Consider the following 16,920-nt stretch of genomic DNA (forward strand, 5'->3'; position numbering starts at 1 on the left):
GAGCAATCGCCGTACGGTGCCTGCTCGCCGGCGCGCGTTAAATACCCTCCTGACGGTATAGGCCAGCGAATTAGCCGGCCTACTTTGCACCATGGTCCAAAATGGGCCTGTCAACTACTGTTTATGAGGAATCTCTCCCGCGTACTGATGCTGGCGGCCTGCCTGGTCGTTCCCCACATCCTGCTGGCAACGCCGCTTTCCGGCACCTATACCATCAACGCCTCCGCGCCCGCGTCGGCAAGCAACTTCCGGAACATCGCATCGGCGGTGGCCTTCCTCACGGGCACGGGCGGGCGCACCGATGGCGGCCCGGGCAACAGCGCGCCCTATGGCGTCAGCGGCCCGGTGCAGTTCCAGATGGCCGCCGGCACCTATAACGAAGTGGTGACCATCGGCGCCATTGCCGGCGCAAGCTCCTCCAATACGATCACCTTCCAGTCGGCCAGCGGCAACGCGGCGGACGTTACGATCACCTTCCCGGGCACACCGGCCGCCTACAGCATCACGCTCAACGGATCCAGCCACGTGCAGTTCCGGAATATGACCTTCGCGGCCGGCACCGTATCGGCCTACCGGGGGGCGCTCCTCATCAACGGGTGCCGCTCGGTGGGCGCCAGCGGCTGCGTCTTCACGAGCCCGCTCAACAACTTCCGGGGCCTGCAGTTCATCAGCTCCGCCAGCAGCAAGAGCACACTCGTAGAGGGCAGCAGCTTCAACGGCTACCTGAAGCACCTCGAATCCCAGGGCGACAGCGGCCTCGTGGTCCGCAACAACAGCTTCACCGGCAACGGGGGCTCCAACAACAGCGTCGTGCTGGGTTCGCTTTCGGTGGGCAGGATCACCGGCAACACCTTTCAGAATACCAATGCCACGGCACTCGAGATCACGGGGGGCACCTCCACCGATACGTTCCTCGTCAACGGCAACAAGTTTCAATCGCATCTTGGCCAGTATACCATCTCGATCTCGCACCGGGCCTTTCCTTCCGACAAGCCGGGGATCTTCCAGAATAACTTCTTCACCGAGGTGGCGCGCGAAGCGGTATACCTCTATTATACTGATAACGTATGGCTGCTGCACAACAGCTTCAGCAGCTCTAACGCTACGGCCAACACCAGGTACGTGACCTTTATCGAGCCCTACAACACGGTAGTGCGCAACAACATCTTCGCGCTCCGGGGCGCCGTGCCCAACAGCGGGCTCATTCTCTACTTCCCCTACAGCTACACACTGCCCGGCATCAGCAACAACATGTACCTCGCGTCCGATACGGCGCAGTACGCCTCCATCCGCAACCGCGACGGGCTGGCGCGCTTCGGCGACCCCGGCTACAGCAGCCCCCTCGACCTGCACATCCAGAATCCCTGCCTCAAAACGACGGCCATACCGTATGTGACCACCGACATCGACGGTGAATACCGCACTGCCGCGCAGGCCAGCTACGGTGCCGACGAAGTGATACCCGTGCCCAACGACGCCGCCATCGCTGCCATTACGGCGCCGGTAAGCCCTGTAGTGAGCAACGGCGCTTCGCTGACCTTCACGGCACGCGTCCGCAACTCCGGCAGCGCTCCCATCACGAGCGTAGAAGCCGCGTACACGGTCAACGGCGGCGCCCCGGCGACGCAGACCTTCAGCGGGCTCAACATCGCGCCCTGCGACAGCGCCCTGGTGACCTTCTCCGGAACCTATACCGTAAACTCCGAGCAGACCACGGTGCGCGTGTACCCGGTGCAGGTAAACGGCGTTGCCGAAACGAAAACCTTGGGCGATACCGCCAGCCGGACCTTTTACCTCGCCATGTCGGGTACCTATACGGTGCACGAGGGCGGCAGCGGCGTCCGCAACTTCAAGCGCTTCCCCGAGGCCGATTCGGCGCTCCTGGTCCGGGGCGTCAACGGGCCCGTCACGTTCGAGCTCTACCCGGGCACCTACCTTGGCGACAGCCTCCGGAATGTGGCCGGCCTATCGGCACAAAACCCCATCACGATCAAATCCTTTTCCGGCGATACGGCCTCGGCGATCATTACGGGCAAGATGACCGTGGCCGAGGGTGCGGGCTACTACACCCTGCGCGGCCTCAAGTTCACCGGCGTCCCCGGTGGCTGGGACGGCGCCGGAAGCGGGCAGGTATCGCTGCTTCGGAATGCCCACGACGTACTGATCGAGCAGTGCTCCTTCATCACGCCGCCCGCCTCGGTCTGCAACAGCTTCATGTGCTCCTCGGAGCGCACCTATGCCGTGCGTGCTCTCAATGCCGACTCGGCCATCCTGCTCCGCAACAACAAGTTCTCGGGCAACGTCTTCATCGAGAGCGCCATCGAGAATCCGTCCAACAACCCGCGGCCGGCTATCGCCACGAAGGGTGTGGTGGTACGGGGCAACCGGTTCGGCAGCGGGCGTGGTTACCAGTACACCTCGTACACGGTGTATGCGCTGAACGTGGATGGCGCGCCGGCAGCCGTGGTGGACTCCAACTTCGTGCAGGACGACCTTGTATTTGTACGGTCGAGCGGCGCCTTCCGGGTGACGCGCAACCGGATCTATGACCACAAGCACCTTTCCTTCCAGACCTATATCGGTTTTATCGGCAACCTCTACGCCTACGGCAATGCGACGGCCCTGATGGTGCGCGGCGACGGCACTCCCGGCGCCCGTGCGCTGGTGGGCAATAACCTGATCCACATCGCCGAATCCGGTGGCAACGGCCTGAACGTCCAGGGCGATCACATCGACGTGGTACACAACACGATCAACGACCGCTCCGACATGGCTCCCAATCCCACCAACATCTACAATACCACCGGGCCATCGGTGGCGGCGTCGGTCGGCGGTAACGGCACGATCTTCAAGAACAACATCGTATCGGGCATCCATACGGCCGGTACCGCATTCAAAGGCCGGATCATCGCCTCCACGCTCGCCCCGGCCGATATCGACTATAACGGTTATTTTTCGAGCGAGCCCACGAAGAACTTCGCGACGCTCGACGCCAACAACACCTCCACGTTCGCTTCCTGGCAGGCCACGGGCGCCGACGCGCACAGCGTGTTTGCCCACCCCAAGTTCCGGAGCGATACGCTGCCGCGCCCGAATCAGAACGTCTTCAACGGTGCCGGAACGGGCCTGGCCATGCTGACCTTCGACTTCGAGAACGAGGAGCGCCATGCCACGAACCCGGACCTCGGCGCCGACGAGTTCACCCTGCCCTCCGCCGATGCCGGGGTGCAGCGCTACGTGGGCCCGGCCCGCATCTTCCCCGCGGGCCCCACGCCCGTGCAGGTGGTACTGAAGAACTACGGTACGGCGAACCTCACCGGAGTCACCGTGCACTGGACCGTGAACGGCGTGCCGCAGGCGCCCTACACCTGGAGTGGCGTGGTCAATTACGACAGCCTCAGCACACCCGTAACGATCGGAACCTATGATTTCCCGGGCGGCAAGGTCCATGACCTCCGGTTCTGGACGACGGCACCCAACGGCGCCACCGACCCCGTGCCTGCCAACGACACCCTTTACCAGAACAATATCGTAGCCGCCCTCAGCGGCACCTATACCGTCGGCGGCGCAACACCCGACTTCAGCACCTTCGCCCAGGTAACCAACGCGCTGCAACTGGGTGGCATCACCGGGCCGGTTACCTTCAACATCCGCGACGGCATCTACAACGAGGCATTCGTGCTGAAAGAAGTGAGCGGGGCCGGAACGGCATCCCGCATCGTGTTCCAGTCGGAGTCCGGCGACAGCAGCCGCGTCACGATCTCCCAATCATCGGCGTACGGCAGCTTCCAGGGTGTGGTCACCTTCGATGGCGCCGATCATATTTCGCTGCGGAAGCTCACCGTGCTGCAATCGGGCAGCTACGGCACCGGCGGCGTCGTGGTGAAGAACGGCGCGCACGAAGTCATGATCGAGCAGTGCGTGCTGCGCGCCAACAATGGCAATTACAATACGACGCTGCTGGTAGACAGCACCGGCATCGACAGCAGCCTGGTGATCCGGGGCAACCGCTTCCTGTTCGGCAACATGCAGATCGATATCAACGGCAACGCGTTCCAGAACGGCGTGCCCCCGCAGTCGGGACTCCGCATCGTGGACAACCGCTTCGACTCGATGTCGGCCCGGGCCGTGCAGGTGAATGCCGCACACGGGATCGTGGTCACGGGCAACCGAACCTTCAATGCAACTAGCAACACGCCTTCGGCCTATTACTTTACCGGGCTTTCGGGTAGCTCGCTGCTGCACGGGAACAGCGCCTATGGACGGTACCAGTACGGCATCTATATCGCCAACAGCAATTCGGCGACGAGCGACACGCTGCGCATCCACAACAACATGATCGGGGTCGGCAGCGCCAGCGGTACGGCCTATGGCATGTACCTGGCCAACGTCCGCTCCACCAGCATCTACCACAATACCGTCACTGCACCGGGTAATGGTTTCGTGGTCTATCTCTCCGGTATCACCCGCACCCACGTGCGGAACAATATCCTCCAGCATTTTGGTACGGGCAACTGCTACTACCTCGCGGACTTCACGCCGGACGCAAGCCTCGTGATCAACTATAACAACGCCTTTACCAACGGCAGCAATGTCGGCCGGGTCTTCAGCACCCAGCAGACCTGGGCGCAGTGGCAGGCTGCCGGGCGTGACGTGGCGGGTACCAACCTGCGCCCGCGCTTCCTCGACTCGCTCACGAACCTGCACCTGAACCGGGCCTTCAATGGTCTCGATAATACCGGTACCCCCGTAGATGTGGCTACCGATTTCGACGGCGAGGCGCGCAACGCCGGCACGCCCGACGTGGGCGCCGACGAGTTCAAGCCTTATGACCACGAGGCGGCCCTCGTCCGCTTCGACAGCCCCCTGACTCCCTTCACCGCAGGGCCTACCGATATCCGGGTCACGATCCGCAACTTCGGTCAGCAGCCGCTTGCTTCCGCACAGGTGCATTATACGATCAACGGCGTGGCCGGGCCTGTCTTTACTTTCCCCGGCACCGTTGCCTACGGCGACTCGGCGATGAACGTCGTGATCGGCAACTATACATCGGTTGCCGGCCGCGTGGATACGATCCGCGTCTGGGTGAGCGCACCCAACGGCGCTGCCGACGAGTTCAACGGCAACGACACGATCAGCGGCATCTTCCTGCCCGCCTTCTGCGGTACCTATACCGTAGGCGGCACGACTCCTGATTTTGCAGACCTCCAGCAAGCCTCCTCGGCCCTGAGCCGCGGCGGCGTTTCCTGCCCGGTTATTTTGAACATCCGCAACGGCGAGTACAGCGGCACTACCCAGTTTGCCGCCATCCCCGGAACATCGGCGCTCAATACGGTCACTGTGCAGAGCGAGAGCGGCGACAGCAGCGCGGTGGTACTCAGCACGCCCTACGATTTCTCGTTCAACGGGTATATCATCCGCCTCAAGGGCGCAAGTCACATACAGTTCAAGGGTCTGACCTTTACGCGTCGCCCCTTCAGCTTCTACACGCAGGGATTCCTGACGAGCCTCATCCTGATGGACAGCACCAGCGGGCAGCACATCTCCGTGTCGAACTGCTACTTCAAGGCACTGGGCACCACTATGAACGCGGTGAACATCACGAACACCGGCGGATCGTTCCGGTTCGTCAACAACCACATCGACTCCACGCTTGCTGTGACGGTGCGGGCCCGCAACTTCCAGTTCGCCGGCAACCGCATGCGCTTCGGCAGCATCAGCAGCACGTCGGACAGCACCTACATCACGGGTAACGTACTGGATACGTCGGCCGTTGTTAACCTGGCGTCGGTATCGAACGTGCTGGCGCGGACCTATGTCAGAGACAACGTGTTCAAAGGCCACTCCACCTCCAGCTCGACGCTCGTGGTCGGTAATACCGGCGGCGGTGAAGTAAGCGGCAACCGCATCGAGAACAGCTCCGGCCACGGCATCACCCTCAACGTCACGAACGCCACGCTCGCCAGCCCTTTCATCGTGAGCAACAACTTCGTGCACGTGCGCTCGGCCAGCCACGGCATCATCCTGAACGGCGCCGCGCACACCTACCTGCTGCACAACAGCGTGAACCTCACGGGCGCCAGTACCAGCACCGCGGCCGTCTACAGCAACGGCGGCACCGGCATTACCCTGCTGAACAACAACCTGGCCCACCAGGGTGGAGGATACGCCATCCGCATCGATCACGTGTCGACCCTCAAAGACCTCAATCACAACAACTACTTTACCACGGGCACCAACCTCGGGCAGTACAACAACTCCAACATCGCCACACTGGCCGCCTGGCGCAGCGCCACCGCGCGCGACGGTGCGTCGAAGAACGTGTCGCCGGGATACCTGAGCGCCAGCAACCTGCACACCCTGCAGACCGCGCTCGACAGCGCGGGCACGATCGCCCAGTACAACCCGGGATCGGGCTATACGCAACTCGTTGCTACCGATATCGACGGCGAGGCGCGCAATACTGCCAGGCCGGACATCGGCGCCGACGAGATCAGCCTCGCCGGCGTGGATGCCGGGGTGGTGCTGATCACCGAGCCCTTTAGCGGTCCTTTGCAGGCGCCCGACGCGGCGAAGACCGTAAGAGTACGGATCAAGAACTACGGCGCCGCCCCGGTGACCGCCGCCACCGTCAATTGGACCGTGAACGGCCTGGCCCAGGCGCCCTATAGCTTCTCTGGCAGCATCGCCAGCCAGGATACCTCGGCCGCAGTGGCGATCGGCAGCATGAACTTCGTGGTCGGTAGCTCCTATACCGTGAAGGCGTGGACAAGCGCCGTGAACAACGGCAGCGACGGCAACAACGCTAACGACACGGCTACCGTTCGCGACGTATACCCGGCGCTCTGCGGCACCTATACCGTAGGCGGCACGGCACCTCACTTTTCCGACCTGCGCAGCGCGCTGCGTACGCTGCACGGCGGCGGCCAGCTCTGTGCCGTTACGCTCGACGTACGCAATGGCACCTACAGCGACTCGGCCCTCGTGTTCGGCGTTGTACCCGGCCGCTCTTCGGTCAATACGATACTCGTGCGCAGCGAGAGCGGCGATTCGTCGGCCGTAATTCTACAGCCGCTCGCCTCTTCCAACCCGGCGCACTTCACCAATACGAACGTGGCCTCGGTGATCTTCGACAAAGCACAATACATCACCTTGCAGGGAATGACCTTCCGCTACGGCAACAACCCCGGCGGCATTGCACCCGAGGCGATGCTGCTCTTCCGCGGCAGCGGCAACAAGAGCATCAGCCTGCTCAACAACGTGATCGATAACCGCGCCTCCAACAACCGGACCCCGGGAGCGGGCATCGCCTCCACAGGTAATGGCTCGGTGGACTCTTCGATCGTGGTGCGCAACAACTGGCTGCGCAGGGTAGGGGGCATCTCGTTGCGCAGCGACCCCGACAACAGCAGCGTGTTCTCGCCCCTGCTCAATATGCCTGGCATGCTGATCGAAGGCAACCGCATCGATACGGCCGGGAACGGCTCAGGTATCTACTTGAAGAATGCGATCGCGCCGGTGGTGTCCGGCAATACGCTGGCGCAAGGCGTCATCACGCTCCGCTATGTAACGTCGCCGCGCATCACCGGCAACCAGGTGGCGGTAACGAACGAGGTACTGGGCGGCACCGTCCGTGACGGTATTTCGCTCAGCAACAGTACTAATACGGGCGCCCAGCGCGCGCTCATCGCGAATAACTTTGTGAGTGTGGCCGACCTGATGCCGGCCAACAGCAATGTTCCGAACGGCATTTCCGCCTCGGGCGTAGACCAGCTCGACGTGCTGTTCAACAGCGTACTGCTGCGTCATACCGATAACCAGGGCTACCTGTTCCAAGGTGGTGGCGCTACGGTGCGGGTGCTCAACAACATCTTCAGCTCGCCCACCGGCAGCACCGTCTTCTCCGGAAGCAGCTTCCAGGAGAGCGACCGCAACGACCTGTACACTACCGGCGCCATCGGCAGTGGCCGGCCCACGCTCCAGAGCTGGAGAACGGCCACGGGCTACGATCACCACAGCATCAGTGTGGATCCCTTCTTCACGAGCCTCACCGACCTGCATGCCCATGCCGGCGAGCTGAACGAGGCCGGTATCTATGTTCCCGGCATCATGACCGATATCGACGGAAACCCGCGCGGCAACGACCCCGATATGGGCGCCGACGAATTCGTGGTGCCCCCGGTGGATGCCGCTCTGACACTGCTTGCCGCACCGGTGGTGCCTTATACGCACGGCCTGCAGCCCGTGAAGGTGGTGCTGAAGAACAACGGCAGTGCACCGCTTACCGCCGCCACCATCAACTGGAAGGTGTCGGCGATGGCCCAGGCGCCGTTCAGCTACTCCGGCAATCTCGCCCCGCTCGCCAGCGACACGGTAACGATAGGGACCTACGACTTTCCCCTCGGGGCGGCAAACCCCCTGCAGGTGATCGTGTCGGCACCGGGCGACGCTTTTGCCGGCAACGACAGCCTCGGCAACAGCCAGCTCTGGGCGGCGCTCAACGGCTCCTATACGATCGGAGGCGCGGCACCCACTTTCCCCGACTTCGTGCAGGCCTTCAACCAGCTGCAAAAAGGCGGGGTGACAGGACCTGCCCGTGTTGCTGTGCGCAACGGTGTGTATGCCGACAACCTGTATCTCAACGGGGTTCCGGGCAGCGGTGCCGGCAAGCCGATCCTTTTCTACGGCGAATCGCATGACCGCGACTCGGTGCGCATCACCGGCTACACCACTTCCTTCTCGCACGAATACATTGCCGTGCTGATGAACGTGAGCTACCTCGGCTTCCGCAACATCAGCTTCGACAACTTTACGACCCATCCTTCGGTAACGCAGGGAAGCGTGATCAAGGCGGGCCTTGATGCCCATCACCTGACCTTCGATTCCTGCTTTTTCCGGGCCGTGCAGCCGAAGCAGGTACTGGCTACCTCGGACGCCTATAACCTGCTGTCGTTCGAGAATTACGTCGGCTCCACACGCAATGCCGACAGCTGCACCATCACCAACAACGTGTTTGTCGGTGGCGGTAAGGGCGTCCGGATGGTCACCAGTAACTTCGGCGCTCCGCTGCGCCAGGTGACCATCAGCGGCAACCGGTTCCTGAATCAGCAGTTCTCCTCCATTGAAAGCGGGGTGCCTGTCTCAGGTACGCTTATCGAGCACAACCGCATCACCGATACCACGGCATTCCCGAATTATAAGGCCGTCGCGCTCACCGGGTCACAGGCCAGCGACGTGCGCATCCGTAACAATACGGTTGCCGTTTCCGGCGATGGTACCGGTATCGAAATCGTCAATTCCTTCACCGGTACGCAGGTCGATTCCCGCATCGTCAACAACTTCGTGCAGATCGGGTCGGGCGGCGCCTCCATCGGCATCCGTGCCTATGGCAGGTGGCTGCGCGTGTACCACAATACCGTACACCTGACCAGCACCAGTGCCGCGGCTACGGCAGGTGAGTTTACCCCGGATGCAACGGCGGGCGGCCTTCAGGTGCAGAACAACATCCTGGCCAACAGCGGAGGAGGGTATGCCGTCAAGGTGATCCAGAGCTCCTTCGGCAGCGCCCTCCAGAGCAATTACAACGACCTGTTCACCACAGGCGCCCGCACCGGCTCCTGGATGAATACGGACGCCGCCTCGCTCGCTGCCTGGCAAAGCCTGTCGGGTAAGGATGTGAACAGCAGAAGTACGGACCCGAACTTTTTCAGCCGCACCGACCTCCACAGCCGCCAGGCGCTCCTCAATGGCGCCGCCGGTATACTCATCGACATCGAGCCTGCCGACATCGACGGCGACCCGCGCAGCGTCAGCACACCCGACATCGGCGCCGACGAGTTCGGCGTGCCCAATATGAGCGTCGTGGAACTGGTGACGCCTGCCAACGGCTGCACGCTTACCGGCACCGAGACCGTACGGGTAAAGGTGGTCAACTCCGGCTCTTCCGCGCAGGCGCTGGTACCGGTGGCCTACCGGGTCAACAATGGGCCCATCGTGCGCGATACCATTGCCGGACCGGTGGCTGCGGGCGATACGCTGTTGTATACCTTCCCGGGTACCGCCGATTTCGGCGCAACCGGGTCGTATGACCTGAAGCTGTGGACGAACATCATCGGCGACAGCGTGCTGTCGAACGATACACTGTATACCCAGGTGCACCACACGCGCGTGGTGAGTGCCTATCCTTATTTCGAAGGCTTCGAGGCCAGCAACGGCGGCTGGTTTGCGCAAGGCCGGAACAGCAGCTGGGCCTGGGGCGTACCCGCCTCTGCCAATATCGACAGTGCCTACGGCGGCACCAAGGCCTGGAAGACCGCGCTCGCCGGGCAACACAACAACGACGAGCGGAGCTACCTCGAGTCGCCCTGCTTCAACCTGGCTTCCTTTGGCAGCGCCGTTCCGAAGCTTTGGTTCATGCACGCCTACCAGATCGAGCCGGTGAACGACAGCAACTGGGTGGAGTGGAGCGACAACGGCGGGGCCACCTGGAACCGCATGGGCCGCAGCGGGGCGGGAGCGCACTGGTACAACGGACCCGGCAATGTATGGCAGGGCGAGCGTAAAGACTGGGAGCTTGCCGGCTTCGACATCCCGATGGCCGACATTGCCAACAAGTCCGCGGTGCGCTTCCGGATCGCGTTCGCCACCAACGGCAGCGACGTGCGCGACGGCGTCGGCATCGACAATATCTTCATCGATACGCTGCTGCCGATCGCGCAGGGTGATACACTGTTCACCGCACGTGCCCGCAGCAGCGCCAACGGCTTCGTTGACCTCATGAGCGAGTTGAGCGAGCGCCTCGTGCAGATCAACGACAGCGGGAACAACATGGGCGTCGTTACGGCCGAGGCGCGCATCACTACGATGCCGGTGGTACACAACGGCGTGCCCTACCTCGGCCGACACTGGGTGATCACGCCGCAGGCGCAGCCCACTACACCGGTGCTCGTTCGCCTCTACTTCACCCGTGCCGAGCTCGATTCGCTGATGGCCCGCGACCCGTCGGTGACGTCGGTGAGCGACCTCGCCCTGTATAAATACGATGGGCCTGCCGCCGACCTCGACCTCGGTAACAATACGGGTGCCGGCCAGTATATCAGCGCACCGGAGGTGCAGTTCCATGCGTATGGCAACGGGTATTATGCCGAGTTCACGGTCACCGGCTTCAGCGAGTTCTGGCTCACCAAGGCAAACAGGGCCGTGCTGGTGGACATGGGTGCGCAGGGCCTTCTCGTTCCGGCGCAGCAGTCCTGCTTCGGCAGCGCCGAGCCGGTGCGCGTCGTTGTCCGCAACTATGGTTTCGCTACACACGACTTCGCCATGCACCCCCTGACGGTGAGCGCCGCCGTATCCGGCCCCCATCCCGTAACCTTCGCCCCGGTGCTGATCAACAGCGGCTCGCTGGCCGCCGGCGATACGCTGGTGGTGGAGGTCGCATCGGCCTACGATATGAGCGCCCCCGGCTCTTACACCTTTACGGCGGGCACCAGCGTAACTGCGGACAGCCTGTTCGCCAACGACACGATGCCGGTAACGGTGCGCACGGTAACGGCCCTTGCTGCCGGAACCGTATCGGCTGATGTGTCTGCCTATTGTGGCAGCGGTGGAACACCCACACTGACGCTGATCGGCGCCACCGGCTACGCCTCCGTGCAGTGGCAGGAATCACCCGCGGGTACGGCCTCCTGGGCTAATGCCGGAAGTGGTGCTACTACATACACGCCTGCCGTTCCGGTCGGCGCCAGCATGCAGTACCGCGCACTCGTGGCTTGCGGCGCAACGACCGATAGCTCCAACACCGTGAGCGTACTGCTCCTGGCTCCGGCGATCGACCCGCCCGCCAACCGCACCTTCTGCGCGGGTGCGCCGGCTGCGGTGTCCTTCTCCGGCAACGCCACGAGTTATAGCTGGACCACGAGCAATACGGCCATCGGCCTTCCTGTTTCGGGCACCGGCGATCTTTCCTTCACCGCGGCAAATGCCGGAAGCCTCCCGGAGGTGGCTACCCTCACCGTGACACCGTTTATCGACGGATGCGCCGGCAACGCGGTCACGTTCAGCATCACCGTGAACCCAGCACCTTCCGCGGCCATCAGCTACGCCGGATCGCCCTACACGACCGGCTCCGGCACCGCTTCGGTAACGCTCTCGGGCAGCACCGGCGGCACCTTCAGCAGCAGCGCAGGGCTCTCCCTCGATGCGGCCACGGGCGCCATCAACCTCGCCGGCTCGGTGCCGGGTACGTATACGGTGACCTACCGGATCGTACCGGCCGGTGGTTGCGACTCCTTTGCCACCAGCACATCCGTGCAGCTACTCGAGGCCTTTGTAGCCACCATCGCCTATGCGGGTTCCCCGTACTGCGGCAGCACCGGTATCGCGCCGGTAACGCACAGCGGCAGCACCGGTGGGACCTACACGGCTTCGCCCGCAGGTTTGTCGATCGATCCGGCCACGGGCGCCATCAACCTCGCTGCTTCCGCGGCCGGTATTTATACGGTGCGCTATGGTACGGTGTCGGACTTCACCACCACCCAGGTAAGCATCCGCCCCGGCGGCCAGATCAACCCGTTACCGAACTCCGTATACTGCTCCGGTCAATCCATCCCGGCCACAGCCTTCATCGGCAGCCCCGGGTTCAACGTCACGTGGACGAACAGCAATACCTCGATCGGGCTTCCCGCCGCAGGCTCCGGTGATCTGCCCTCCTTTACGGCGGTCAACACTTCGGATACGCTGCGTTACGCGTTTATCCGCGTTTCGGCAACCGGTGGAACGGGCTGCTCGCTTACACCTATGGCTTACCGGATCACCGTGAAGCCCCTGCCCAGGGTGAGCCCGGTGGCCAGTCAGGAGCTCTGTGCCGGAAGCCTGTCGGCCCCCGTGCTTTTCAGCGGCTCTTTTGCCAATACGCTCTATCGTTGGACCAATAACAACGTAGCCACCGGCGTCGGTGCCTCCGGGGTCAACGGGATACCGGCATTTGAAGCGGTCAACAACAGCGGCGCTGCGCAAACCAGCGTAGTGACGGTAACGCCGGAAGCTGCCGGTTGTACCGGATCCCCGATGACCTTCACGTACACCGTGCGCCCCGCTGCGGGTAGCATCGTGTATGCCGGTTCGCCCTATTGCCCGACAGGGAAAGTCATCCCCTCGCTGAACGGTAGTGCAGGTGGTACCTATAGTGCCCCTGCCGGTCTGCAGCTCAACCCCGCAACGGGCGAAGTGAACCTGGCCTATTCTGCCTCGGGTACCTACACCATTACCTACAGCATAGCCGGCGCCGGGGTATGCGCCACTACCGCAACGGCAACGATTACCGTGCTTCCGCGTGCCGCGGTGAATACGGTGTCCAACCAGGTCCATTGCGCCGGCAGTAGTGTAGCGGCACTCGCATTCACCGGCAGCGCTACTTCGTTTTCGTGGACCAACAGCGAGCCGGGCATCGGGCTGCCCGCGTCGGGCAGCGGTGGCTTGCCTGCCTTTACCGCCACCAACACGGGCATCACCCCGCTTTCCGCCACGATCAGGGTAGTAGCGGGGGGCGACAGCACTTCGTGCGGCGGGCGGATCATGGCCTTCCGGATCACCGTGAAGCCGACACCGACAGTGCTGCCTCCAGCCAGCCAGGTACTTTGCCGTGGCCAGCTTTCGACGCAGGTGACCTTCACCGGTAGCATGGGCAGCGCCGCCACCTACACCTGGACGAACTCGTCTACAGCAACGGGGCTGGCGGCTACACAGGGACGTACCAGTGTGCCTGCCTTTGTTGCGGAGAACCCAACTTCGGGCACCGTAACCAGCATCATTACCGTGACGCCTTCAGCCGACAAATGCTTCGGCGCGCCTGTTTCCTACGAGTATACCGTCGGCAACTGCGTAACGCGTTCCGCGTTCACCGGTACCGGCGGGGACGAGACGGCAGCAGCGTCGGTGCGCCTGCACCTTAGTCCTAACCCGACGCAAGGAGCAGTGGCGATCCGGGTCACCGGGTTGGGTGATGGTCCTTACCGGGTGCGGATCGTGGACCAGTTCGGGAACAGCAAAGAGCCGGCTGCCCCGTTTTCCGGCACCACCGGGTTTGTGAGCCTTGCCGATCGCCTCCCGGGTACGTACGTGATCCAGGTCATCAACATCCGCACACAAAAGACCATCCAGCAGAAGGTGATCAGGCTTTGATAAAAGCGTCCTGCACAAGTAAAGGCCTCCCGGTTCGGGGGGCCTTTTGGTTAGGGCCGGGCCGCGCCGCGCAGACAGACGATGCAAACGGTTAGCCACTCTTGAATGCCTTGTCGCACCGGCGAAGCAGGCCCTGATCCTTTCTTCCCAAACCGGCGCCGGAAGATGCCCGTTATCGGTATTTTCATGAAGCCGCACCGGGGCTGCCGAATGGGGGGACGATCTGCTCCCTAGTAGAAATACTGGTGCTGCCCTACACCTTTAAATAGCTACGATGCGCCGCTTCCTGATGTTTATATGCCTGCTGCTTGCGGAGTCACTTTGCGCGCAGCCCGACTCCAAAGCCCTGCGGGCGCTTTTCGACACCTACCAGGAAGAGGAAAACCGGCTCAACCCGCTGGGCGCCACCTTCAACGGCGATTACCGATACAACGACCAGCTGCCGGTGACCTTCACCGATAGCTATGCCGCGAAGTGGGAAGCGCTGCTGCAGCACTATCTCGGCGCGCTCTCGGGGATCCGGCGGGAGCGCCTCAACGAGCAGGACCGGCTTAGCTACGACGTATTCGAATGGAATACGAAAGCGGCGCTGGAAGGACTGCGCTTCAAGAGCAGCCGCATCCCGCTCACGCACTTCACCGGAATGCACCTCACGCTGGCGCAGGCGGGCGGCGGCGACGGCTTCCAGCCGTTTAAGACGGTGCGCGACTACGAGCAGTGGGCGCGGCGGGCCGCCGGGTTCGCGGTGTGGGCCGACAGTGCCATCCGGTATATGCGCCTAGGCATGGCCGAAGGGATCGTGTTGCCGAGGGCACTCGTGCTGAAGATGATCCCGCAGCTCGAGGGCTTCGTCGTGAACGATGCGGCGGAAAGCGTCTACTTCAAGCCGGTCCGGAATTTCGCGGAAGACGTTCCGGAGGCTGAGCGGGCGCGGCTCCGGGAGCTGTATACGGCGCTGGTGCGGGAACACCTCGTGCCCGCCTACCGGCGCCTGGCCACCTTCGTAAAAGACGAATACTTGCCGGCGGCGCGTATCGCCGACGGGTGGGGCAGCCTGCCCGGCGGTGCTACCTGGTATGCCTTCCTCGTGCGCCAGAGCACCACCGGCACGCTGACACCGGAGGCGATCCACCAGCTCGGGCTATCGGAAGTGGCCCGCATCCGGGGCGAGATGGAGCGCATGAAGGACGTTGCCGGCTTTAATGGATCGCTGAATGACTACGTCGCCTTCCTGCGGGCGGGCCCGGGCGGCGGCGGCTACCGCACGGTGGCCGAGTTTCTTGCCGGCTACAAGGCCATCGAAGCCCGGATCGCGCCGCGGCTGAAGAACCTGTTCGTGACCGTTCCGAAGACCCCCCTCGAGGTACGCGCCGTGGAGGCAGCCCGCGCGGCGACGTCGCCCGCGCATTACGTGGCCGGGCTGGCCGACGGCAGCAGGGCGGGGATCTTCTATGTGCCCGTGGTGGATGCCACGAGGGCCAGGGTGCGGGAGAGCCTCTTCCTCCACGAAGGGGTGCCCGGCCACCATTACCAGATCATGCTGCAGCGCGAGAACGAGCGCCTGCCGGCCTTTCGCCGCCTCGGTGGCTTCACGGCCTTCGCGGAGGGCTGGGGGCTGTACGCCGAGAGCCTCGGAAAGGACCTTGGCCTCTATACCGACGACTACCAGGCGATGAGCGCGCTGCTCGATGAGCTGTACCGCGCGGCAAGGCTGGTGGTGGACCCGGGTATCCATGCAAAAGGATGGACCCGCGAACAGGGCATCCGCTACCTGCAGGAGGAAGCCCTGCTGGGCGAGCGTACGGCGATGTTGGAGGTGGAGCGCTATATGGCCATTCCCGGACAGGCACTTGGCTACAAGGTCGGGTCGCTGAAGCTGCAAGAGCTGCGCGACCGCTACCGCAGACAGCTGGGTGCCGCCTTCGACCTGGCGCAGTTTCACCACCAGGTGCTGAAGGACGGCGCCCTCCCGCTGGACCTGCTCGAGGGCAAGCTGGATGCGTGGGCAAGATCGGTTGGCGGGCAGGGGCGATAGGCGCACCGCGGCGATCGGCATTGGCGGCGTCATTAATCCAATTATCTTAGCTTCCATTGGGCCGGAGCTGCCGGCTCACCCAAGCTCATGATGCACCTGGAGCGAAAGGCAAGCGCTTCCGAAGTGGAGCAGCTGTGCCAGCTATTTGACCGGTTCCATAAAACGGGAAAGGGCGTGCGCCAGTTCCTGTCGGGACACCTCTACGCCGGCTCGCTCCGGCGGGGCGATTTCCTGCTCACCAGCGGCACCCGGTGCACGCACATCTACGTCATCAAGTCGGGCGTGCTCCGGGGGTTCATTCGGGAAGGGGAGAAGGACATCACCACCTGGATCACCGTCGAGAACGAGATCGTGGCGGCCATCAGCTCCTTCATCCTGCAGGTGCCCACCATCGAGAACATCCAGGCGCTCGAAGACTGCGAGCTGCTCGCCATCTCGCACGAGGACCTCGAGGCGCTCTACCTCAGCGTACCTACCTTCAACATCGTGGGACGCAAGATCACCGAGCTATACTACACCCTTGCGGAGAACCGGAGCTTCATCACCCGGATGCAGAAGGCGGAGAACAAGTACGATCTTTTTCTCCGGCACTATGGCCACCTTGCCAACCGCATCCCGCAGAAATACATCGCTTCCTTCCTCGGCATAGCCACCGAAACCCTGAGCCGGGTGCGCCAGAAGGCGCGCAAGGGGAGCAAGACCTGAGT

The 16,920-nt window shown here is 63.1% G+C and carries 3 protein-coding genes; all 3 read left to right on the top strand.

What is annotated here, in order from left to right:
• Nucleotides 1-123 precede the first annotated feature (123 nt).
• On the top strand, nucleotides 124-14,178 hold the full coding sequence (locus tag ABD937_RS15010) for a PKD-like domain-containing protein (protein WP_345256573.1): 14,055 nt from the start codon (nucleotides 124-126) through the stop codon (nucleotides 14,176-14,178).
• Nucleotides 14,179-14,452: 274 nt separating this feature from the next.
• On the top strand, nucleotides 14,453-16,213 hold the full coding sequence (locus tag ABD937_RS15015) for a DUF885 domain-containing protein (RefSeq protein ID WP_345256574.1): 1,761 nt from the start codon (nucleotides 14,453-14,455) through the stop codon (nucleotides 16,211-16,213).
• 87 nt (nucleotides 16,214-16,300) lie between these two features.
• The gene (locus ABD937_RS15020) at nucleotides 16,301-16,918 is read left to right on the top strand and encodes a Crp/Fnr family transcriptional regulator (RefSeq protein WP_345256575.1); all 618 of its coding nucleotides are present in this window, start codon (nucleotides 16,301-16,303) and stop codon (nucleotides 16,916-16,918) included.
• The last annotated feature ends 2 nt before the right edge of the window (nucleotides 16,919-16,920 follow it).

Source organism: Flaviaestuariibacter amylovorans, from assembly GCF_039541815.1.
GTDB lineage: Bacteria > Bacteroidota > Bacteroidia > Chitinophagales > Chitinophagaceae > Flavisolibacter > Flavisolibacter amylovorans.